Origin of the sequence: Sphingomonas pollutisoli, from assembly GCF_029167165.1 — a bacterium.
GTDB classification, from domain to species: domain Bacteria; phylum Pseudomonadota; class Alphaproteobacteria; order Sphingomonadales; family Sphingomonadaceae; genus Sphingomonas; species Sphingomonas pollutisoli.
Window position 1 is genome coordinate 1 of sequence record NZ_JARFNJ010000007.1, and the last position, 21,571, is coordinate 21,571.

General features: G+C 67.4%; 19 protein-coding genes. 3 read left to right on the forward strand and 16 right to left on the reverse strand.

What is annotated here, in order from left to right; all coding sequences use genetic code 11:
* Positions 1–408 precede the first annotated feature (408 nt).
* Positions 409–1,197 (reverse strand): SDR family oxidoreductase, encoded by a 789-nt coding sequence (locus tag PX554_RS15840; RefSeq protein WP_275503330.1) that lies wholly within the window; start codon positions 1,195–1,197, stop codon positions 409–411.
* Positions 1,194–1,529, reverse strand: coding sequence for a nuclear transport factor 2 family protein (locus PX554_RS15845; protein WP_093226445.1), 336 nt, complete (start codon positions 1,527–1,529; stop codon positions 1,194–1,196). Before PX554_RS15845 ends, PX554_RS15840 begins: the two co-directional genes overlap by 4 nt.
* Before the next feature lie 95 nt (positions 1,530–1,624).
* Between PX554_RS15845 and PX554_RS15850 the strand changes: the two genes are divergently transcribed.
* The gene (locus tag PX554_RS15850; RefSeq protein ID WP_275503334.1) at positions 1,625–2,518 is read left to right on the forward strand and encodes a LysR family transcriptional regulator; all 894 of its coding nucleotides are present in this window, start codon (positions 1,625–1,627) and stop codon (positions 2,516–2,518) included.
* 173 nt (positions 2,519–2,691) lie between these two features.
* Here the strand turns inward: PX554_RS15850 and PX554_RS15855 are convergent, their stop codons facing one another.
* From PX554_RS15855 to PX554_RS15870, 4 genes are all read right to left on the reverse strand, one after another.
* Positions 2,692–2,916 (reverse strand): hypothetical protein, encoded by a 225-nt coding sequence (locus PX554_RS15855; protein ID WP_275503335.1) that lies wholly within the window; start codon positions 2,914–2,916, stop codon positions 2,692–2,694.
* 23 nt (positions 2,917–2,939) lie between these two features.
* Entirely contained in the window at positions 2,940–3,932 is a 993-nt protein-coding gene (locus tag PX554_RS15860) for an ABC transporter substrate-binding protein (protein WP_275503336.1), read from the reverse strand.
* 11 nt (positions 3,933–3,943) lie between these two features.
* A complete protein-coding gene (locus PX554_RS15865; protein ID WP_275503338.1) occupies positions 3,944–6,358 on the reverse strand; it encodes a TonB-dependent receptor in 2,415 nt (804 codons plus the stop codon).
* A 195-nt stretch (positions 6,359–6,553) separates the two neighbouring features.
* The gene (locus PX554_RS15870) at positions 6,554–7,414 is read right to left on the reverse strand and encodes a TauD/TfdA dioxygenase family protein (protein ID WP_275503340.1); all 861 of its coding nucleotides are present in this window, start codon (positions 7,412–7,414) and stop codon (positions 6,554–6,556) included.
* Positions 7,415–7,622: 208 nt separating this feature from the next.
* Between PX554_RS15870 and PX554_RS15875 the strand changes: the two genes are divergently transcribed.
* Positions 7,623–7,853: a hypothetical protein gene (locus tag PX554_RS15875; RefSeq protein ID WP_275503341.1), complete on the forward strand. Its 231-nt coding sequence runs from the start codon at positions 7,623–7,625 to the stop codon at positions 7,851–7,853.
* Here the strand turns inward: PX554_RS15875 and PX554_RS15880 are convergent.
* The 10 genes from PX554_RS15880 to PX554_RS15925 form a co-directional block, all read right to left on the reverse strand.
* Positions 7,825–9,480, reverse strand: coding sequence for a DUF5597 domain-containing protein (locus PX554_RS15880; RefSeq protein WP_275503343.1), 1,656 nt, complete (start codon positions 9,478–9,480; stop codon positions 7,825–7,827). The genes PX554_RS15875 and PX554_RS15880 overlap by 29 nt on opposite strands.
* A gap of 29 nt (positions 9,481–9,509) precedes the next feature.
* The gene (locus PX554_RS15885) at positions 9,510–9,671 is read right to left on the reverse strand and encodes a hypothetical protein (protein ID WP_275503344.1); all 162 of its coding nucleotides are present in this window, start codon (positions 9,669–9,671) and stop codon (positions 9,510–9,512) included.
* Entirely contained in the window at positions 9,668–10,450 is a 783-nt protein-coding gene (gene cobA / locus PX554_RS15890) for a uroporphyrinogen-III C-methyltransferase (RefSeq protein ID WP_275503346.1), read from the reverse strand. Before cobA ends, PX554_RS15885 begins: the two co-directional genes overlap by 4 nt.
* A complete protein-coding gene (locus PX554_RS15895) occupies positions 10,443–13,052 on the reverse strand; it encodes a molybdopterin-dependent oxidoreductase (RefSeq protein ID WP_275503348.1) in 2,610 nt (869 codons plus the stop codon). The genes cobA and PX554_RS15895 overlap by 8 nt, the downstream gene beginning before the upstream one ends.
* Positions 13,049–13,390 carry a nitrite reductase small subunit NirD gene (gene nirD, locus PX554_RS15900; RefSeq protein WP_093226453.1) on the reverse strand — a complete coding sequence of 114 codons (342 nt, stop codon included), beginning with the start codon at positions 13,388–13,390 and terminating at the stop codon, positions 13,049–13,051. The genes PX554_RS15895 and nirD overlap by 4 nt, the downstream gene beginning before the upstream one ends.
* Positions 13,390–15,855, reverse strand: coding sequence for a nitrite reductase large subunit NirB (gene nirB, locus PX554_RS15905; RefSeq protein ID WP_275503349.1), 2,466 nt, complete (start codon positions 15,853–15,855; stop codon positions 13,390–13,392). The genes nirD and nirB overlap by 1 nt, the downstream gene beginning before the upstream one ends.
* Before the next feature lie 26 nt (positions 15,856–15,881).
* On the reverse strand, positions 15,882–17,171 hold the full coding sequence (locus PX554_RS15910) for a nitrate/nitrite transporter (protein ID WP_275503351.1): 1,290 nt from the start codon (positions 17,169–17,171) through the stop codon (positions 15,882–15,884).
* A 218-nt stretch (positions 17,172–17,389) separates the two neighbouring features.
* Entirely contained in the window at positions 17,390–18,598 is a 1,209-nt protein-coding gene (locus PX554_RS15915; RefSeq protein ID WP_275503354.1) for an ABC transporter substrate-binding protein, read from the reverse strand.
* Positions 18,595–19,173 (reverse strand): ANTAR domain-containing response regulator, encoded by a 579-nt coding sequence (locus PX554_RS15920; RefSeq protein WP_093226427.1) that lies wholly within the window; start codon positions 19,171–19,173, stop codon positions 18,595–18,597. The genes PX554_RS15915 and PX554_RS15920 overlap by 4 nt, the downstream gene beginning before the upstream one ends.
* Positions 19,174–19,299: 126 nt before the next feature.
* Entirely contained in the window at positions 19,300–19,713 is a 414-nt protein-coding gene (locus PX554_RS15925) for a MarR family winged helix-turn-helix transcriptional regulator (protein WP_275503356.1), read from the reverse strand.
* A gap of 70 nt (positions 19,714–19,783) precedes the next feature.
* Here PX554_RS15925 and PX554_RS15930 point away from each other — a divergent pair, with 70 nt between their 5' ends.
* On the forward strand, positions 19,784–21,559 hold the full coding sequence (locus PX554_RS15930; protein ID WP_275503359.1) for a chloride channel protein: 1,776 nt from the start codon (positions 19,784–19,786) through the stop codon (positions 21,557–21,559).
* Positions 21,560–21,571: the final 12 nt, after the last annotated feature.

Consider the following 21,571-nt stretch of genomic DNA (forward strand, 5'->3'; position numbering starts at 1 on the left):
GCGGGGTGGAGCAGCCCGGTAGCTCGTCAGGCTCATAACCTGAAGGTCACAGGTTCAAATCCTGTCCCCGCAACCAATCACCACACGCCCGCAACCGCCCGAGATACCTCAGGGCGGTTTTTTTGTGCGTTTTCTCCCTGCCTTGTGCCTCTGGGCAACCTCCCAAGTCCGGCGAAATGTCGCTGGATGCCACCATGTCTATTCGCTGTCGCCGGCCGGATGCCGTTTGCAGCCAGCGGTTCGGCCTCGATACGGGTTCTCCCGGCCGCGCAGCGCCCGACCCCCAAGCCGATCGATCTGAACCGCCCCAGCCTTGCCACGCTCGACGGGTTCAATTCCGCTCTTGCGGTCTCACGGCCCGGATGGATGGCACCGCGTCTCGGCGCGCATCCACTCCGGGCTGGGGCTTCAAACGGTTCGGACGGTGCCGCCATCAATGATGAACTCGGCACCATGGATCGCTGCGGCGCGATCCGAGGCCAGATACGCGATGAGATCGGCGACCTCGTGAGGCTCGGCCGCACGTCCGATCGGGATGCCGCCGAGACCATCGAGCACCCGTTGCCGCGCTTCCTCGATCGTGCCGCCATTGGCGGCCCGTAGGCGCTCGAGAAACTCGGCGGTGGACTCGGTCATGATCCAGCCGGGCGAGACGGCGTTCACCCGCACGCCCTTCGGCCCGAGCTCCTTGGAGATGGACTTGCTGTAGGTTCTGAGCGCGGCCTTGGCGGCGGCGTAGGCGGTGGTCGACTCCGGCAGCGGCAGGATCGACTGGATCGAGGTGACGTGCACCACCGCACCGGCGCCCCGATCGATCATGTGCGGCACGAGCAGGCGATCGAGGCGGACCGCGGCCAGCAGGTTCAGGTTCAATTCGGCGAGCCAATGCTCGTCGGTCAGCGCCACGAAGCCGCCACCGGGCGACGCCGAGCCGCCGACCACATGCGCCAGAATGTCGATCCCGCCCATCCTGTCGCGTGCCGCATTGGCGAGTGTCTCACTGCCCTCGGCGGTCGTCAAATCGGCCCGGACGAAGATGGCGCCCGCGATCGGATCGGCATCGCCCCGGGCGGCGGTAATGACCTGCGCTCCTCCTTGGAGGAAGCGCATGACGGTCGCCCGGCCCAATCCCTTGGTACCCCCGCTGACGAGCACCCGCTTGCCTGCGAATTCCTTCGTATCGATCGCGGCGCTCACAGCGTAATCTCCAACGCCTTGATCGCATCGTTCTGGAGCGTGAAGCTGTAGGTGAACCGGATGGGGCTACCCTTGAAGTCGCCATGCGCCGGCCCCTCGATCACCACCTTGCCGTCTTCATGGCGAGCCGTTTCCGGCGTGAAGATCGCCTTTACCGGAACAACCTCGTCCTCGAACAGCGTGCGCAGTTCACGTTGCCCCTCGAATCGCTTGCCCAGGCCGGCGTCGATGACGACAGCGTCGGGAGCGAAGGGTTGGATCATTCCGTCCACATCGAGACGGGCGTTCGCCGCGACATAATCGGCGATAGGTTTGGGAAGTTCGATCGTCATTGCTCGGCTCCTTGACGGGACGAGATCAATCTAGCGATATGATTGTCGATGATAATCGACACAGAACGGCATCTGACGTTGCGGAAAGCGGGATAATGGCCGGGGACGGTCTGAGCGAGTTCGACGCGGTTCTCGCGATCGCCCGGCGGGGATCGTTCCGCGCGGCCGCGCTGGAACTCGGAATATCGGCAACGGCCCTGAGCAACCTGATCGGCAAGCTCGAGCGGCGGGTCGGTGTCCGGCTGTTCAATCGCACGACCCGCAGCGTCTCGCTCACGGATGCAGGACAAACCTTCGTCGAACAGATCAGGCCCGCGGTAAGGACGCTGCACGACGCGATGAGCGTCGCCCGTTCGCAGGTGGAGACGCCGTCGGGCACGCTTCGCATCAACGCGTTCGCGGCGGGGGCGCGCGAGGTTCTGCGTCCGCTTCTGCTCAAATTCCTGCGACGCTATCCTCAGGTGCATATCGATCTGGTCACCGAGGGGCGGATCGTGGACATCGTCGACGCCGGATTCGACCTTGGTCTCAGAAGCGCGGACCTCGTGCCGAGTGACATGATCGCCATCGCGGTCGGCCCGCCACGCAGCTTCGCCGTGGTCGGATCGCCGACCTACTTCGAAGCCAATGGCGAGCCCCGCGTGCCCCCCGACCTGATGCGGCATGCTTGCCTGCGCATTCGGCTGCCGAACGGCGCGCTTCACCGATGGCAGTTCCAAAAAGACGGAGAGCCGCTCCATATCGATGTCGATGGACCGATCACGCTCGACGAAGCGAGCCTCGCTCGGATCGCAGTGCTGGATCACCTCGGCATCGGATATTTCATGGCATCCGACGTGCGCGAAGACATCGAAGCAGGACGACTTGTCCGCGTTCTTCAGGACTGGACGCCGCCACTGGCGCCGCTGAGCCTCTACTATCCGAGCAGGCGCAATCCTTCCGCCGCGTTCAAGGCATTGATCGGCATGGCTCGCGATTTCAACGCGTGACTGCGGCGAAAGTCCTGAGTCTGACCGGCGCCGTTGACCTCCGCCGTTTTTTGACGCCCCTTTGGACCCCGAACACCTGTCCCGTCTGCGGGCGGCGGCCGGGACGGTGCTAGAGGCCGGGAATGGGGCTTGGTCGTAGCGATCATCGCTCTTATTCCGCTCCCCACGCGCAGTCATTCGTCCGAACGGACCATCTTGATATCACGATCCACAGTCCAGCCATGCACGTCCTCGCGGCGAAGTGCGGTCGCCATCAATTCGGGGAATTGATCGGGCGTGCAGGCGGAAAGGGGTATGCCGAACGTTGCGAGCTGCGCCGAGAGATTGGGATCGTAGGAGGGCCCGCCGGTGTCGGTGAGCGCGAGCAGCACGATCACGTTGACGCCCGACAGCGCCAACCGCGCAAGCCGGTCGCTGTGGCTTATTTGTGCGTCGGTACGCCGTCGAACGAGGCGTCGTACCCGCCCGCCACCTCGGGTACGGAGGGGATGATGCCGGCGGCGCGGTAGCGTTCGAAGATCGCGCGTTGTTCGGCGACGAGGGCCGGGGTGATCGGCACGCCGTGGCCGAGATTGGCCTCCAGCGCGACCAGCGCGACCGGCACCGAAATGCCGGTGTCCTTGGCGAGTGCTTTGGCATAGTCGCGCTGATGGCTGTGCGCCCAGCGTCTCGCGCGTTCCAGCCGTGTCAGGAAATCGGCGATCTGCGCGCGCTTGCCCGTGATCGCCGTGTCGCTCGCGGCGTAGAAGCCGGTGCCGGGCGTGATGCCGCGCCCATCGGCGAGCACGCGGTCGTGATCTTCGAGCGTCGCGATGCCGACATAGCTGCCCCAGGTCGACCAGGCGTCGATGACGCCCGAGGCCAGCGCTGCCTTGGCCTGGCCGTTGTCGAGATAGACCCACTGCACGTCCTTGGCACTCAGACCGGCGCGCTCGATCAGCCGGAGCGCGAGGTCTTGCCCGGCCGAACCGCGCACCGTGGCGATCTTCCGGCCCTTCAGATCCGCCACGCGCCGCAACGGCGAGCCCGCCCGCACAATGATTGCGGAGGCGCTCCCGGCTTTGTCCGCATCGACCTGATAGGCATAGACCGCCTTGATCGGCTGGCCGCTCGCATAGGCGAAGGCGAACGGCGCGCCACCGACGCCGCCGATGTCGATCGCATTCGCGCCCAGCGCCTGCAGCAGCGGCGAGGCGGCCGGAAACAGCGCAAATTCGATCCGGTAGGGAACATGGTTCAGCTCGCCCGCCGCCTCGAGCAGCGCCTGCGCGTTGCAGTTTTGGTCACCCACCTTGAGGACGAGCGCATCGGCCGGCGCGGCGCCGTGTGGGCGTGGCAGCCATAGGATCGCGGCGAGCGCGATCACCAGCAGGGCGACGGCACCCGCCGTCCACAGCTTGCGGGAGGATGCCATCGACTGTCTCCTCAAAGCTTGAAAGCGAGCGAGCCGCCGAAGAAGCGCGGTTCGCCGAGCGACCCGGCATAGCTGTAGGTGGTGGCGCTATCGACCGAGGTGTTGACGTAATACAGCGTGTCGAACAGGTTGCGTGCCCAGACTTTCAGATCCCATTTGCCGCCTTCGTCGCGGATGCCGAGATGCAATCCGGTGAGGCCGTAGCCAGGGATACGGCCGTACGGATCGTCGTTGAGCGTGCCATAGGCGCTGCTGCGATGGCTGTAATCGCCGCCGATATAGGCGACCGTGCTGCCGCCGAACAGTGTGCCGACCGGCCGCGCATATTCGGCCGAGACGTTGAACACGAACTTGGAGACTCCAGTCAGCGGTCGGCCCGACAGATCGCACACGCCGCCGTTCGCGGCCGTCACCTCGAGATAGGGGCATTGGCCATTGACGTAGCGGACGAATGTCGCGTCGTCATAGGTTGCGCCGCCGCTCACTGTCAGCCCGTCGATCGGGGTGGCGCGCAGGTCCGCCTCGATGCCCTGCGTCCGCACCTGCCCGGCATTGGTGATGTAGCTGCGCATGATCGGCCCGGTCGCGGTGGCGACCAGCACCGACTGGTTGGCCTGATAATCGTAATCGTCGGAGCGGAACAGCGCGAGGTTGAGCGTCAGCCGGTTGTGGATCAACTCGCTCTTGAGGCCGATCTCATAGGCGTCGACCGTCTCGGGCCGGAAGGTCTGCGGGGCGGGGCCGTTGGCGAGTTGCACCGGCGTGACGAGGTTGATGCCCGCCGATTTGAAGCCGCGCGAATAGCCGGCATATACGTTCACCTCGTCGGTCAACTTGTAGAGCGCGTTGACGGTTCCGGAGACGCGGCCGGCCTTGGCGGACACGTCATAGGATGCGGTCGGCGCGAAGCTGGCGCGGCGCGCGGCAATGGTGGAAAGCTGCGTCGCCGTCAGCCGTGCGAACACCGGATCGGTGAGCGGTGTGCCGCCAATCTGGTAGCTCGAATAGGAGCCGGTCCGCTTCTCGTAGGTGTAGCGCGCGCCCGCCGTGATTGCGAGCCGGTCGGTCACGTGCCAGGTCGCGTTGGCGAAGCCGGAATAGCTGGCCGTGTGGGCGAGTTGCAGCCCGGTCTGGCTGACGTTGTTCAGCGCCTCTGAGGGATAGGCGGCGCCGAGCAGATATTTCGCGGCGTCCGCGCCATAGGTGTTGAACGGATTTTCGCGGTTGCTCTGCCAGAAATAATAGACGCCGGCGGTATATTCGACTGCCCCTCCGCTCGGCGAGGCGATGCGCAGTTCCTCGCTCCACTGGCGCTGGTAGGTTGGCAGATTGCTCGCGGTGTTGACTGCGGCACCGATCCGGTCGCCATCAAGCGACGGGTTCCAGTTCCAGAACCGCCAGCCGGTGATCGACGTTAGTGTGTGCCCGCCAAGCACTTTCTTGTCGAGTTCGAGCGAGACGCCGCCGGTGTTCATGACCACGGTGAAGGGTGTGTTGAGATCGGTCCGGTGCGCGGACGGATCGATCGGCAGCGGCGTGTAGCCGGCATCGGCGGCGCGCGCATAGAAATCGCGCGTCGTGGCGACGCTGCCGTCGGCGCGGGTCTTGGGCAGCACGCCGCGTGTGAGCGCGAAGCCGGAATATTCGTGCTGATCGTTATAATCGCCGATCAGCCGTGCGGTTAAGCTTTCGTCGCTGTTGCGATAGTCGAGTTCGCCGCGCACCGCCTGGTTGTGATAATCCTGCCAACCCTGTTTGAAGCGGGTGTTGTAGATCCAGCCGTCGCGGTCACTCTTCATCCCGGCGACCCGTACCGCGAAGCCGCTGTCGCCGAGCGGGGCGGAGGCGGCGATTTTGAACTGCGAGAAATTGTAATTGCCGTAGCTCGCCTCGCCGCTGATCTCGGGCGTGTAGGAGGCGGGGTTGGTGTGGACGTCGATCACGCCCGCCACGCTGTTCTTGCCGAACAACGTGCCCTGCGGCCCGCGCAGCACGTCGATGCTGGCGACATCGAACACGTCGAACACCGCGATCGATGGACGGGCGTTATAGACCCCGTTCACATAGACGCCGACGCCCGGCTCGATGCCGCTGTTGACCGTGCCCGCCGTCGTGCCGAGTCCGCGGATCTGGATCGTGATGTTGCGGGGATTGAAGCCGAGGATCTGGAGGCTCGGCACCTGCTGCTGGATCGCGCGGATCGAGAAATTGCCGGTCGCGGCGAGATCGCGGGCGGACAGCGCGGTGATCGCGATCGGTACGTCCTGCGCCTTCTCGACGCGGTGGCGTGCGGTGACGGTGATTTCTTCCGGTTCCGCCGCCGGGGACTCGACGGCGGCCGCGGCAGGCGCATCGGCAGCGTGCGCAGCCGTGGCCAGGCCGCTGACACCCGCAAGGAACAGGAAGGTGAAACGCCGTGACCGCATTGAAAACCCCTTTGTGAACTCGGCGCAACGTTCACGACAAATGCGGTGCGCACAAAGCGGGTTTTCTCAACTCACGCATAGAGTTGTTATAATGAGCGACGGAAAACTACATATGACATTTGCAGATACGTCCGTTCCGCACAAAGAAGAAGCCCGCGGGGCGCCGCGGGCTGAGAGTTTTTGGGTCGGAAGACTTCAGAGATCGGCGTAGAGCGGCTCGTCGGCGATCAGGATGCGTTCGAGCACGCGTGGAAAGTCGCCGTAATTCTTGACCGCATAATGAACGGCGCCGCGATTGTCCCAGAACGCGACCGAGCCGGGCCGCCACGAAAAGCGTACCTGGAATTCGGGCCGCTTGTACTGGCGCAGCACCTCGTCGAGCAGCGCGCGGCTCTCGGCCAGCTCCAGCCCGAGGATCTGGGATTTCTGCGTGAAGTTGACCCACAGGATTTTCTGCCCGGTCTCGCGGTGGGTGCGCACCACCGGATGCGAGACGATCGGATAGTCATGCCCCGATCCGTTGAGCGCGCCGAGGAAATCGTGCGTGACATAGCGCCCTTCGAGCCGGGCCTTCACCTCGTCCGAAAGCCCTTCATAGGCGAGGTTGGCATCCACCCAGATCGTGTCCCCGCCGACCGGCGGCAGGTTCACCGCGCGCAACACCGCGCCCCAGGTCGGCACCAGCCGCCAACTCGTATCGCTGTGATATGCGTCGCCCGGCGCGACATATTTGCGCACCCGATCCTCGTAGCGCGCCGCGTCTTCGGCGGAAATCTTGTGGAGCGGCGCGATCTTGTCGTCATGCTTGTTGGACGGATGGACGTAGAGCGGGCCGAATTCGCGCGCGAAGGCGGCGTGCTGGGCATTGTCGATCGTCTGGTCGCGGAAGAAGACGACCTTGTATTTGAGCACGGCGGCGCGGATCGCATCGCGATCGGCAGGCGAGAGCTGCTGGCCGAGATCGATATTACCGATTTCCGCGCCGATGGTGGGTTGAAGCGGGCGAATCTCGATTTTGCTGTCTGAGCCGAGCACTTGCGCAAATGCGGTGGACATGAGGCACCTCTTTCTATCGTTCCCGAAATCGGGTGCATTCTGATAGAAGGCACGTAGGCGTGATGGCGAATGAGAAGCCTCGGGATTCCTATTGTTTATCGCAATATGATCCTATCAGTATTCGTCATGCATCTTTGATTATTCTTCATGAACTAGACCTGCGATTATCCGTATCTGCGGCGCTGTCGAACACGGGAAGGGCGGTGCGATGGATCTGAGACTCATCAGCAAGCGCGCGCTCGTCGCCGGCGGCGAGGTCCATGCCGAGGCCGCCGATACGCGCGACGATGCAGCGGTCGATCACCTCGTCGCGGCGACGGCGCCGCCGCATCTGGTCGCGAACGGCTGGAGCGGATCATCAACGTCGGCGGTCTGGCTGCGCGCGGGGCGAATGGTTGTCAGGCCATCCTTCAACGATAATGTCCCATCGTCACTTTAAGAACGTTTGGTTGGTTCACAAAGTTTAAGCCATAATCCGTCTGGTCGCCGTTCCAGATTCGGCTCATCAGCCATCGACCGTTTTCAAAACGGCCTTCTTCGACCCGCACCAATATGCCGTTAGCCGGTGAGCCTGGCGCGGGTGCAAAGGAGACCCGAACATGGTCGCCCATCACGAGAAACTCGTCGGCTGAAAGCTGCGCGACGGCAACGCCGCCGACAGGTTCGCTAGCCCAGGGGGGCGCGTCGCCCTTCAACCACGCCCAGTCTCGCATGCCGAATTGCCACTCGCCCCAGGCGGCGGTGATCGTCCAATCCCCCATGCGCGTCGACTGGGCGGCGCCGTCGTCGGGCTTGGCCACGCCCCAGGTAGGCTTCTCGTAGGCAATCCGAGCCCAGTCGCGCATCATCGAGCCGACTGCCGCATAGGGGAGTGCGAACGCGTCGAGTGTCGTTGGCGAAAGATCCTTCGCGCCCAGCGGATAATTGGCGTAGCCGGTCGCGTCCATGCCGAACGGCGAGAAGCCAATTGCACCGCGCCCGACCACCGGCCAGAAAAAGCGCGCGAAGTCGCGCGTATTGCCCATTTCCGGCACCATCAGCGCGTTATCGGGCCGCGCATATTTGTCGAGATATTGCATGACGTTCGCGCTGGTCTTGTCATAGATGTCCGGTGCCTGGAGATCGACCGCGGGCGCGGCTGCCTTCCAGATATCGAGGACGTCCTGCTGGGGTCCGCCGCTGGAGACACCATAAGGATCGGGCACGTTGGACGGGCCGGCGAGAGCGGCGTTGACGTACATCGGCAGCGGCTTGATCGCCTTGCCCGCCGCGGCGATGGCGTTGACATAGGCGGCGACATACCATGTGTTGAAGGCGCGATCGGCCTGTGCGCCGAACGCCTCGCTCCATGTGCCGCGCTTCTTCATGACCTTGGCGAGCGTGTCGGGGATCGGCCTGGCGAACAGGCCGTTCGCTACGGCCGAGAAATCGCGCGGGTTCTTGTAGCTGCCCGTCTCGTTTTCAACCTGCACCATGATGACGGTATTCTGCGGGTCATGGTCGCGCAGGTACGTCATCATCTGCACGAACGCGCGCTTGTCCGCCGCGAGCGTCGCGTCCCCGTGCGCGCTCAGCACGCCATGATCGCGGCCGTCCTTGGTCCGCATGCGCGGGAAGCGGCGATTGTCGAGCTTCACCCAGGCCGGCGTGTACGAGTAAGAGGTGTTCTTCCATGTGCCGAACCACAGCAGCACGACCCGTTTATGATGCACACGCGCCTGATCGAGCAAGGTTTGCAGGAAGGTGAAATCGAACTGTCCCTCGTTCGGTTCGATCTGCTCCCAGGCGATCGGCACCTCGACGGTGTTCGCACCGATCCGATCGAGCACCGGCCAGGCGGTCGCGAGCGGCGCCGGGTAGTTGCTCGAATTGTTCACCTGCGCGCCAAGCATGAAGAACGGCGCACCGTCCACGATCAACGCATGGTGGCCGTCGTGGCTCTCGATCCGCGGCACCGGCGTGGCGGATTGCGCAGACGCGCTCGAGACCGCGCTCAATAGGCAAAGCGCCGCCGATCCCGACGCCGCCCGCGCGAAGCCGCACCTCCATCGTGAGTGCTCGTTCATGCGTATCTCCGCTGTCCTGGTGTGCGCGATCACTTCACGATCTCCGCTCCGTAGGCTTCGAGCGCGAGCGTACCGTCATAGCGCTTGTGTGTCAGCACGCCGGTCCGGGCGCCGTTGAAGGAAACGGTGGTGGGCGTCTGCCCGGAATCCTTTCCGTAGAAGGCGCGGAACATCGGTGCGCGGGCGATCACTCGCGCCGTGCGACGGTCTCTAGCGCCTCGGTGACGGCGGTCGCCGGCGGTGCGCGCATCGCCTCGCCGATCAGGATCAGCGCGGGCGCCGCCCCCGGCGTCCGGTCGATCGCCAGCGCGAGCAGGTCGAGGCGGGTATGGACGAGGCATTCCGATGCGAGGCTGACGTCGCTCGCGATCAGCGCCGGCGTGGTAGGGGCGAGGCCATGCGCGATCAACCGCTGGCATATGTCGGGCGCGGCGGCGCGCCCCATGTAGAATGCCAGTGTCGCGCCCGGATCGGCGAGCGCGGCCCAATCGAGGTCGAGCGTTTCGCCGGCGCGCGCGTGCGCGGTGACGAAGCGCAACTGGCGCGCCGTGCCGCGCAACGTCAGCGAGACGCCGGCGTGGGCCGCCGCCGCGCTGGCGGCGGTGATTCCGGGGCAGATCCGCACGCGGATGCCGTGGTCGCTCAGCGCGGCGATCTCCTCGGTCGAGCGGCCGAAGATCGAGGGATCGCCGCCCTTGAGGCGCACCACGCGCTTACCCGCCCGTGCCGCCTGGACGAGCAACGCATCGATCGCCGCCTGCGTCCGGGAATGCCGGCCCGAGCGCTTGCCGACCGAAACCCGCTCGGCATGCGGGTGGATCAGCGCGAGCACGCCCGGCCCGACCAGCGCATCATGGAAGACGATGTCGGCGGCGCGGATCAGGCGTTCGGCCTTGCGGGTGAGCAGGTCGGGATCGCCGGGGCCGGCACCGACCAGCCAGACCTCGCCGGGGGCGATCGGTTCAGACATAAGCGGCCTCCTGTTTGGGGAGCAATTTGGCGATGGCGGGACGGCACGACCCGCAGTTGGTGCCGGCGTTGATCGCGGCGCCGACCGCCTCGACGCTGACCAGCCGGCGCTCCGTGATTGCCGTGAGCAGGGTGTTGAGCCCGACATCGAAACACGCGCAGACGATCGCGCCGCGATCGGGCGCGGGCGCCACCGGCCGGCCGGCGAGGATTTCGAACGCGGTCGCGTCGACGGCGCCGAGCCGCGCGAGCAGCCACTCGCGGGCCGGCAGGCCGGTGCCGCGCGCGATGAACAAGGCGGCCTGCAAACACCCCTCCGCGACCACCGCGGCGCGGATCACGCCGCGGCGCGCGTCGATCATCTCGGCGCGTTCGCCCGGCGGCAGCAGGCCGGTGAGCGCGGCGGGATCGCCGTCGCCGGCCAGTTCGGTCAGCCAGCCATGCGCGGCGCGCACCCGTGTCCAATAGGTGCAGTCGGGCGGCGCGGTGCGTTCGCGCGCGATCAGGAAGCCGGTCCAGCCCGGCCGATAGGCGCGCGCCCGCGCGGGCGTGTTCTTGAAGCCGGGCTGGCCGGAATGCGGATCGCGGTTCGCGCCGGGCAGCAGCCCGGCGCGCCCGCCCGCGCTGGTCTGGTCGCTCCAGTGGATCGGTACGAACAGCTCGTGGCGGCGCTGGTCGGTGGTGGCGGCGACACGGAAGATGCTCGCGCCGTGCGGCGTCTCGACCCGCGCCAGCCCGCCGTCGCCGAGGCCGAGCCGCCGCGCGGTGTCGGGATGGACCTCGACCAGCGGCTCGCGGCGGTGCTGCGACAGCCTGGCCGAGAGCCCGGTGCGCGTCATCGTGTGCCATTGGTCGCGGTAGCGGCCGGTGTTGAGCCGTAGCGGATAGCCGCGCGTGGCGTCGTCGCGCGGCACATGCATGACCGGCACGAGCCGCGCCCGCCCGTCGGGCGTCGCGAAGGCGCGTGTGGCGAACGGTGAGGCGCCGCCCCATTGGAAGGGCGCCATTTCGGCATAGGCCGCGTCGCTGATCGCCGCGCGATCGGAAATGTCGAGAAGCCGCGTGCCGCCATTCTCGAACTCGGTCTGCGCAGCGAATTCACGGAAGATGCTCGCCGCGTTCGCATAATCGAAGCCGGCGAAGCCCATCCGGCGCGCGACCGCCGCCACCGCCCACCAGTCGGCGCGCGCCTCGCCGGGCGCGGCGAGGAACGCGCGCTGGCGCGACACGCGGCGTTCGGAGTTGGTGACGGTGCCGTCCTTCTCACCCCAGCCGAGGGCGGGCAGCTTGACCTGCGCGTACCGCAGCGTGTCGGTGTCCGCGATGCAATCGGACACGACCACGAACGGACAATTGGCGAGCGCGACCCGCGCCATGCGCACATCGGGCATCGATACCGCCGGATTGGTGGCCATGATCCACACCGCCTTGATCCGGCCCTTCGCCATTGCGTCGAACATGTCGACCGCCTTGAGGCCGGGGCCGGGGCAGATCGTCGGCGCGCGCCAGAAGCGCCGCGCGCGGTCGCGTTCGGCCGCCGAAAACCCCATGTGCGCCGCGAGCATCGAGGCGAGCCCACCGACTTCGCGGCCGCCCATCGCATTGGGCTGTCCGGTGATGCTGAACGGCCCCGCGCCCGACTTGCCGATCCGGCCGGTGGCGAGGTGGAGGTTGATGATCGCGTTCGCCTTGTCGGTGCCGCTGGTCGATTGATTCACCCCCTGGCTGAACAGGGTGATCGTGCGCGGATGCTCGGCGAACAGAGCGTAGAACGCATGGAGATCGGCGGGCGAGATGTCGCAGGTGCGCGCGACGTCGCCGGTGGGGAGACTCTTCCAGAAGCCCTCGGGCACGGCGACCCGCTCCGCCAACGCGCGCCCGTCGAGCCGCCAGGTCGTGCGCATGTGCGCGAGCAATCCGGTGAACAGCGCGACGTCGCTGTCGGGCGCGATCGCGAGATGGAGATCGGCGCGTTCGGCGGTTTCGGTGCGGCGTGGGTCGATCACCACCAGCTTGGTGCCACGGCGCGCGCGCGCGGCCTCGATCCGCTGCCAGACCACGGGATGGCACCAGGCGGTGTTCGATCCAACCAGCACGATCAGGTCGGCGGCGTCGAGATCGTGATAGCCGCACGGCACGACATCCTCACCGAACGCGCGGACGTGCGCGGCGACCGCGCTCGCCATGCACAGCCGCGAATTGGTGTCGATGTTGGCGGTGCCGACGAAGCCCTTCATCCATTTGTTGGCGACGTAATAATCCTCGGTCAGCATCTGGCCCGAGGCGTAGAAGGCGACGCTGTCGGGGCCGTGCTCGGCGATCGTCGCGGCGAAGCGGCTGGCGACGAGATCGAGCGCCACGTCCCAGTCCACCCGCCGCGACCCGATCATCGGGTGCAGCAACCGGCCTTCGAGCCCGATCGTCTCGCCGAGGTGCGTGCCCTTCGAACAGAGTCTGCCGGCATTGGCGGGGTGATCGGGATCGCCGGCGATCGTCGCCGTGCGCGCCCCCGTCGGCGTCGCCAGCACGCCGCACCCGACGCCGCAATAGGCGCAGGTGGTCCTGACCGTCCCCGCTCCCGCAGGCGGGAGGGGCGATGTCACGCCGCCACCCCGGCCAGCGCGGCGGCGCGCCCGATCAGGATGCGCCCGCCGTCGATCTTGACCGGGATGACCGGCACGCAGCCCTTGTCCTCGCCGAGCGCCTCGCCCGTCACAAGCGAGATGCGCCAATTGTGCAGCGGGCATGTCACCGTCGTATCGTGGACGATGCCCTGGCTGAGCGGGCCCGCCTTGTGCGGGCATTGGTTGGCGAGCGCATAGACTTCGCCCTTGGCGGTGTGGAAGATCGCGATCTCACGCCCGCCGCGCACGGGCAGGGTACGCGCGCCGAGCGCGGGAAGCTGATCGACCGGGCCGATATCGAGCCATTCGGGGAGCATCATGCCATCTCCAGCGTGCGCGGCGCGGGGCGGATTTCGGCGAGGTGCTGGTGGAGCTTATGGTCCTCGCCCGCCGCACGTCTCGCCCAGGGATCGTCTTGCAGGAACGCCTGCGACTGATGGAAGCGCGCGGTGAGCGCCGCGCGGCCTTGCGCATCCTCGACGATGCGCCGCTTGATGTAATCGAGCCCGACCCGTTCGACCCACGGCGCGGTGCGGTCGAGATAGCGCGCTTCCTCGCGGTAGAGCTGGATGAAGGCGGCGCAATAGTCGAGCGCCTCCCGCTCGGTGGCGACCTTGCACAGGAAATCGGTGCCGCGCAGCTTGATCCCGCCGTTGCCGCCGATCGACAGTTCGTAACCGCTCTCGACGCAGATCACGCCGAAATCCTTGATCGTCGCCTCGGCGCAATTGCGCGGGCAGCCCGACACCGCGATCTTGAACTTGTGCGGCATGAAGCTGCCCCAGGTCATCTGTTCGATCCTGATGCCGAGGCCGGTCGAATCCTGCGTGCCGAAGCGGCACCATTCGGAACCGACGCAGGTCTTCACCGTGCGCAGCGCCTTGGCATAGGCGTGGCCGCTGACCATGCCCGCCGCGCCCAGATCGGCCCAGACGGCGGGCAGATCCTCCTTCCTGATCCCGAAGATGTCGAGCCGCTGCCCGCCCGTCACCTTCACCATCCGCGCCGCGTATTTCTCGGCGACATCGGCGATCGCGCGCAATTCGGCCGGCGTGGTCACGCCGCCCCACATCCGCGGTACGACCGAATAGGTGCCGTCCTTCTGGATGTTGGCGTGCAGCCGTTCGTTGACGAAGCGCGACTGGTTATCGTCGACGAACTCGCCCGGCCACGCGCACAGCAGATAATAATTGAGCGCGGGGCGGCACGACGAGCAGCCGTCGGGGGTGCTCCAGTGCAGTTCCTGCATCACCTGCGGGATCGCCTTCAGCCGCTTTTCGACGATCAGCCGGCGGACATCCTCATGGGTGAAGCTCGTGCATTTGCACACCGTCGGCGCGGTGCGCTCGCCGTCGAACGCGTCGCCCAGCGTGACCGCGAGCAGCCCCTCGACGAGGCCAGTACACGATCCGCACGACGCCGATGCCTTTGTGCAGCTCCGCACCGCATCGAGCGTCACCGCGCCGCCGGCGATCGCGCCGATCACCTTGCCCTTGCTGACACCGTTGCAGCCGCAGATCTCGGCGTCGTCCGCCAGCGCCGCGACCGCGGCGTTAGGGTTTGCCGATGCCGCTCCTCCGTTTGCGAAGGCCTGACCGAAGATCAGCGCGTCGCGGATTTCGGTCACGTCGGCCTCGCGCCTGAGCAGGTCGAAATACCAAGCGCCGTCCTGCGTATCGCCGTAGAGCACCGCGCCGACCACGCGGTCGCCCTTCACCACCACGCGCTTGTAGACGCCGCGCGACGCGTCGCGCAGCACGATGTCCTCACAGCCCGCGCCGCCCGAGAAGTCCCCGGCCGAGAACACGTCGATGCCCGACACCTTGAGCTTGGTCGAGGTGACCGAGCCGCGATAGCCCGAGGGTGTGCCGACCAGCGCGTCGGCGAGGCTGCGGCACATCTCCCAGAGCGGCGCGACGAGGCCGTAGACGAGGCCGTCATGCTCGACGCATTCGCCGACCGCGAGGATGTTCGCGTCCGAGGTGACGAGATGATCGTCGACATGCACGCCGCGCCCGACCGCGAGGCCGGCGGCGCGCGCGAGCCTGACGTTGGGGCGGATGCCGACCGCCATCACCACCAGCGCGGCGGGAATCTCGCGCCCGTCCTTCAGGCGTACGCCCTCGACCTTGCCCTGGCCGTAGATTTCGGCGGTTTCGGCCCCGGTCAGGATCGTCTGCCCGCGCGCTTCGAGCGCGGCCTTGAGCAGCCAGCCGGCGGCCTCGTCGAGCTGGCGCTCCATCAACGTGGGCATGATGTGCAGCACCGTCACCTTCATGCCGCGCAGCGACAGCCCGTGCGCGGCCTCCAGCCCGAGCAGCCCGCCGCCGATCACCACCGCGTCGCCGCCGGCGTGGGCCGCGCGCAGCATCGCGCCGACATCGTCCATGTCGCGGAAGCTGACCACGCCTTCCAGATCGTGCCCCGGCACCGGAAGGATGAACGGGTCCGAGCCGGTCGCCAGGATCAGCGTGTCGTAGCGCTCGACGCGGCCGGAACGCGCGGTGACGGTCTGGATATCGCGGTCGATGGCGACGACGGGATCGCTCGTGACGAGGTCGATGGCGTTGTCGGCATACCAGGCGAGATCGTTGATGACGATGTCGTCGAACGCCTTTTCGCCCGCCAGCAGCGGCGAGAGCATGATGCGGTTGTAGTTCACGTGCGGCTCGGCGCCGAAGATCGTGATGCGGTAACGCGCGGGGTCGCGCGCGAGGATTTCCTCGACCGCGCGGCATCCGGCCATGCCGTTGCCGATGACGATGAGATGTGGCTTGGTCATGTCGATGGTCCTTGTGATCGCCTTCATCAGATCCGCACCCCGGCAAGGGCGGCGCCCCAGGTCGCGCGCCAGCGCGCCTTGACCGACAGCAGCCCGACCAGCGCGGCCGCCGCGAGCCCCGCGAAGATCAGGAAACCGGGGGATGTGCTGCCGGTCAGTTGCCGGGCGAAGCCCAGCGAGGAGGCGAGATAGAAGCCGCCCACCCCGCCGCCGAAGCCGACGAGCCCGGTCATCACGCCGATCTCGGCGCGGAAGCGCTGCGGCACGAGCTGGAACACCGCGCCGTTGCCGAAGCCGAGCGTCGCCATCACCAGCAGGAACACCGCGAGCGCGAGGCCCAGCGAGGCGGGATTGGTGCTGATCGCCACGAGCAGGGCGGTGGCCACCGCATACACCAGCGTCAGCGTCGCGATTCCGCCGATCCGGTCCGCCACGGCGCCGCCGAGCGGGCGCACCAGCGAGCCGATGAACACGCAGGCGGCGGTGCAATAGCCCGCGCTCACCGGGCTGAGCGCGAAGCGATCGGTGAAATAGATCGGCAGGCTGGCGGCGAGACCGACGAACCCGCCGAACGTCACCCCGTAGAACAGCATGAACCACCATGCGTCGGCCTGTTTGAGCACCGCGAGATACGCCGGCAGGCGCTTGGGCGCGGGCGGGTTGGGGGCGTCCTTGGCAAGCGCGGTGTAGAGGACGAACACGATCGCCAGCGGGATCACCGCCAGCCCGAGCACCGTGTTCCAGCCGAACGCCTTGGCGAGCAGCGGCGCGAACAGCGCGGCGAACACCGTGCCCGAATTGCCCATGCCCGCGATCCCCATCGCCTTGCCCTGATGTTCGGGCGGATACCAGCGCGAGGCGAGCGGCAGCGCGACCGCGAAGCTCGCGCCCGCGAAGCCGAGCACCACGCCCAAGGCGAGCGTCGCGCCGAAACTGTGGACGCCGAATGCCCATGCGCTCACCAGCCCGGACATGACGATGATCTGCCCGATCGCACCGGTGGTCTTGGGGCCGATCCGATCGACCAGCACGCCGTTGACGAGGCGCAGCACCGCGCCCGTCAGCGTCGGCACCGCGACCATCAGGCCCTTTTGCGCGGGGCTGAGCGCGAGATCGGCGGCGATGATCGGCGCGAGGGGGCCGAGCAGTACCCAGACCATGAACGCGAGATCGAAATACAGGAACGCGGCGATCAGCGTGGGGCGATGGCCGCTTTGCCAGAAACCATGCCCCAGCGGCGCAGCTTGCGTCGCCGCCGCCGGGGCGGGGCTGTTTTCGAGATAGCGGGCGTCGAACCGCACCTGTGCTTGCGTCATCGTCTCGATCCCCTTCGAGCAAACGCAAAAAAGCCGCCGCGGCGCCCGTTATGCTCACGGGACGCGACGGCAGCTTTGCCAGAATGTTGGTGGTGCCGAATCGTCTGCCTCGTTGCAGCCAATTGGCGATGCGGGGAAATTGCCCGCGATCAGCGCGGCACGCAAGCGCTTTTTGCGGCGCAGCGTGATTGACGCGAAAGAAAGCTGCTTCGTACCGGTTACGGGACGGGTGTCTCCGCCAGATAGGCGTCCAGCTCAGCGGGGTCGAAGCTGCGCGCATCGAAGAAGCGGTCCGCGCCGAGGATCAGCCGCCCCTGCGTGGTGCCGACCCCGAGCGCGTCGACGATCCCGCCCTCGAGTTTCGAACTCGCGCCGGGCAGCGGCACGCCGAGCGGGCGCAGCGCCGCGCGGTACACATCGGGGCGGAACACGCGCTGCGCGGTCAGATAGTCGTCCGCGTCCGCGCGCACATGCCCGGCCACGCGCATCTGCGCATAGAGCCACGCCGCCTGGCTGACCCAGGGGAAGTTCGCCGCCTCGCGGTGCTGGAACATGAAATCGGGCACGTCGACCGGGTCGGCGCCGCGCGCGAACACGATCCGGTCCGAAATGGCGTGGCCGATCAACGTCGCCGATCCGTCGAGATAGTCGGGCCGGGCGAGGATCGCCGCGATCTCCTCGCGGCGCGCGCGATCGACGAAGGCGACCCCGGCGCGGTACAGGGCGCGGAGCAGCCGGTGGGTGAGATCGGGGTCTTCCTCCATCCGCGCGGTGCGCATCGCCAGCACCTTCTCGACGCCGCGCAGCCAGATTTGCGAGGTGACGGCGGCGATCACGCCGACGCCGCGATCGACCGCGACGCTGTTCCACGGCTCGCCCACGCAGATGCCGTCGATCTCGCCCGCCGCCAGCGCATCGGCCGCGAACGGCGGTGCGACCGTGACGATCTCGACATCGCGGTCCGGGTCGATGCCGCAGCCGATCAGCCAGTAGCGCAGCATGTAATTATGGCTCGAATAGCGATGGACCACGCCGAAGCGCAGCCGCCGCCCGCCAGCGCGCGCGACCGCCGCCAGCCGCGCGCCGATCGCGGCGACGTCGCCCGGTGCGCCCACCCGCGTCACCTGCGCGGCGAGATCGGGGCGCAGCGTGATCGCGTTGCCGTTGAGCCCGAGCACGAACGGCACCGACAGCGGCGTCGCCGGCCGGCCGAGCCCGAGCGTGGTCGCGATCGCCAGCGGCGCGAGCAGGTGCGCCGCGTCGCTATGGCCATAGAGCAGCCGGTCGTTGACCGTGGCCCAGCTCAGGTCGCGGACCAGCGACAGATCGATGCCCTCGTCCTCGGCGAAGCCGAGTTCGCGCGCGAGGATCGGCAGCGCGGCATCGACCAGCGGCAGGAAACCGATGCGGAACGGCGTGCGCGTCATAAATCCCCCATCAGCCGGTCGGCGGTGACGATCGCGTCGGCGACATCGCCGATCCGCCGCCCGCTATCCATCGCCGCCTTGCGCAGCGCGGCGTACGCGGCGGGTTCGTCGATACCGCGCTTGCGCATCAGCAACGCCTTCGCCTGGTCGATCGCCTTGCGCTCGGCGAGCGCGCTGCGCGCTTCGTCCAGTTCGGTGCGCAGCCGCGAATAGGCGCGGAAGCGGCGGATCGCGAGTTCGAGGATCGGGCGGATGCGCTCCTTCTTGAGACCATCGACGACATAGGCCGAGACGCCCGCATCGACCGCCGCCTCGATCCCCGCCGTATCGCTCTGATCGACGAACATCGCGACCGGGCGTGCCATCGCGCGCGACAGCGCGAACAGCTCCTCCAGCTCGTCGCGGTGCGGATTGGCGAGGTTGATGAGCACGACATCGGGCGACAGCGCTTCCAGCCGGGCGGCGATGCCGCGACGCTCGACGAAGATCGTGACGTCGCTGAGGCCCGCGTCGCGCAGCCCTTCCTCGATCACCGCCGCGCGGCCCGCGCTTTCATCGACTATCGCAATCCGCAACGATCGGCCTCCCGCCCGGGCCGCATAGACCGGGCGGGTGCGATCGCACAACGGATAGTCGCATCACGCGGCCAGGAGGGGCAAACGCGTCATGTCGCGACATGATGAGCCGGCGAGTGCTGGCGGTCACACGAACGTGTCGAGCAGCGTCTTGAGCAGCGGGCGCAGCCGGACGATCTCCTCATGGTGAACCTCCGACAGATGTTCGAGCAGGGCGCGGGCCTTGGGCGTCAACGCGATCACCGTCTGCCTGCGGTCGATCGGGGAGGGCGTCCTCACCACCAGCCCCATCGCCTCCAGCCGCATGACGAGGCCGGAGGCGCTGTGCGGCTTGAGGATCAGCCGATCCGCGATGAAGCCGACGTTCACCACGGCTGCGGGCGCCGCGCCGCGGATCGCCAGCAGCGCCTGATGCTGTTGCGGCGTCAGCCCGTGTTCAGCGACCCGGCTTTCGCTGAACGCCTGAAACACCCGCAGCGCGTAGCGAAAATCCGCCAGCGCGCGATAATCGGCATCGTTCAACGTCTCCGAGCCGGGCATCGCATCGTCCTGTCCTTGTTTTATATCGCAATGCGATATAATTTGCCGCCTTACCCGTCGGCGAGTCCTCATGATGCTTTCCCCTAATCCGGTTCCCCCCGCGCGCCAATTGCGGGACCACAGCGCCGATCGCCGCATGATCGTGCTGGCCGGCGCCGCGTCGCTGATCGGGCTCGCGGCGGCGGGCGGCGCGTGGCTCCTGCTCACGCTGATCGCGCTCGCCACCAACCTGTTCTGGTTCGGCCGGATGTCCGTGGCGAGCGCAGATCCCGCCGCCGCGCATGTCGGCATCGCGGTCGTCGCCATTCCGGTCGCGGGCAGCCTGATCGTCGGGCTGATGGCGCGGTTCGGCTCGGACAAGATCCGCGGGCACGGCATTCCCGAGGCGATCGAGGCGATCCTGTACGGCGAAAGCCGCCTGTCGCTGAAGGTCGCGATCCTCAAGCCGCTGTCCTCGGCGATCTCGATCGGCAGCGGCGGGCCGTTCGGCGCCGAAGGCCCGATCATCATGACCGGCGGCGCGATCGGCTCGCTGTTCGCGCAATGCTTCAGCCTGAGCGCGGCGGAGCGCAAGACCCTGCTGGTCGCGGGCGCCGCCGCCGGCATGACCGGCATTTTCGGCACGCCGCTCGCCGCCATCCTGCTCGCGCTCGAAGTGCTGCTGTTCGAATGGAAGCCGCGCAGCCTGGTGCCGGTGGTGATCGCCGTGCTGGTGTCGTTCGGCGCGCGGCCCTTCCTGCTCGGTGCCGGGCCGTTGTTCCCGTTCGCCGCCGCACCGATCGGTATGATGTGGCAGGCCGCGGGCCTGTCGCTCGGTTTGGGGATGGTGCTGGGCGTCGAAGCGGCGGTGCTGTCATCGCTGCTGTACCGGGTCGAAGACCTTTTCCATCGCTTGCCCGTACATTGGATGTGGTGGCCCGCGATCGGCGGGCTGGTGGTCGGCCTCGGCGGGTTGATCGACGCGCATGTGCTCGGCGCCGGCTATGCGAATATCCAGGCGCTGCTCGACGGCGCGCTGACGCTGCGGGTCGTGCTCGCTCTGCTGGTGGTGAAGGCGATCGTCTGGCTGGTCGCGCTCGGCTCCGGTACGTCGGGCGGCGTGCTCGCGCCCTTGCTGATCCTGGGCGGGGCGCTCGGCGCGCTCGCCGGCCAGGTGCTGCCCGGCCCGGCCGGCTTCTGGGCCTTGATCGGCATGGCGGGCATCCTGAGCGGGGCGATGCGCGCGCCGCTGACGGGGGCGGTCTTCGTCGTCGAACTGACGGGCCATTTCGACGCGCTGCCCTGTACCATCGCCGCGGCGGCGGGCGCATATGCGGTCAGCGTGCTCGTCATGCGGCGTTCGATCCTGACCGAGAAGATCGCGCGGCGGGGGCGGCACATCCTGCAGGAATATAGCGTCGATCCGCTCGAATTCCTCCAGGCGGAAACGGTGATGACCGCCGATCCGGTCACGCTGGCCGGAGACATGCCGATCGGCGCGGCGATCGATTTTTTCACGCGCGCCGACCACCGCAGCTATCCCGTGGTCGATCGCGACGGCCGGCTCCTCGCGCTGGCGTCCCGCTCCGACGCATTGCGCTGGCAGGTCTCGGGCGCGCTCCCCGAAACGACGCTCGCCGAGGCGCTTTCCGATGCGTCGCAACCTCTCGCCCATCCGGCCACCCCGATCGGGAGGGTCGCCGATCTCATGGTCGAATCGGGGACGGGGCGCATTCCGATCGTCGATCCCGCCACGCGGCGGGTGGTTGGCATCCTCTCCCGGCACGACCTGCTCAAAGTCCGTGTCGTCGGCCACCGCGCCGAACGGGACCGGCGGCGCGGGCGCGCGCCCGTGCCGGGCGGCTGAGGCGGACCCCGC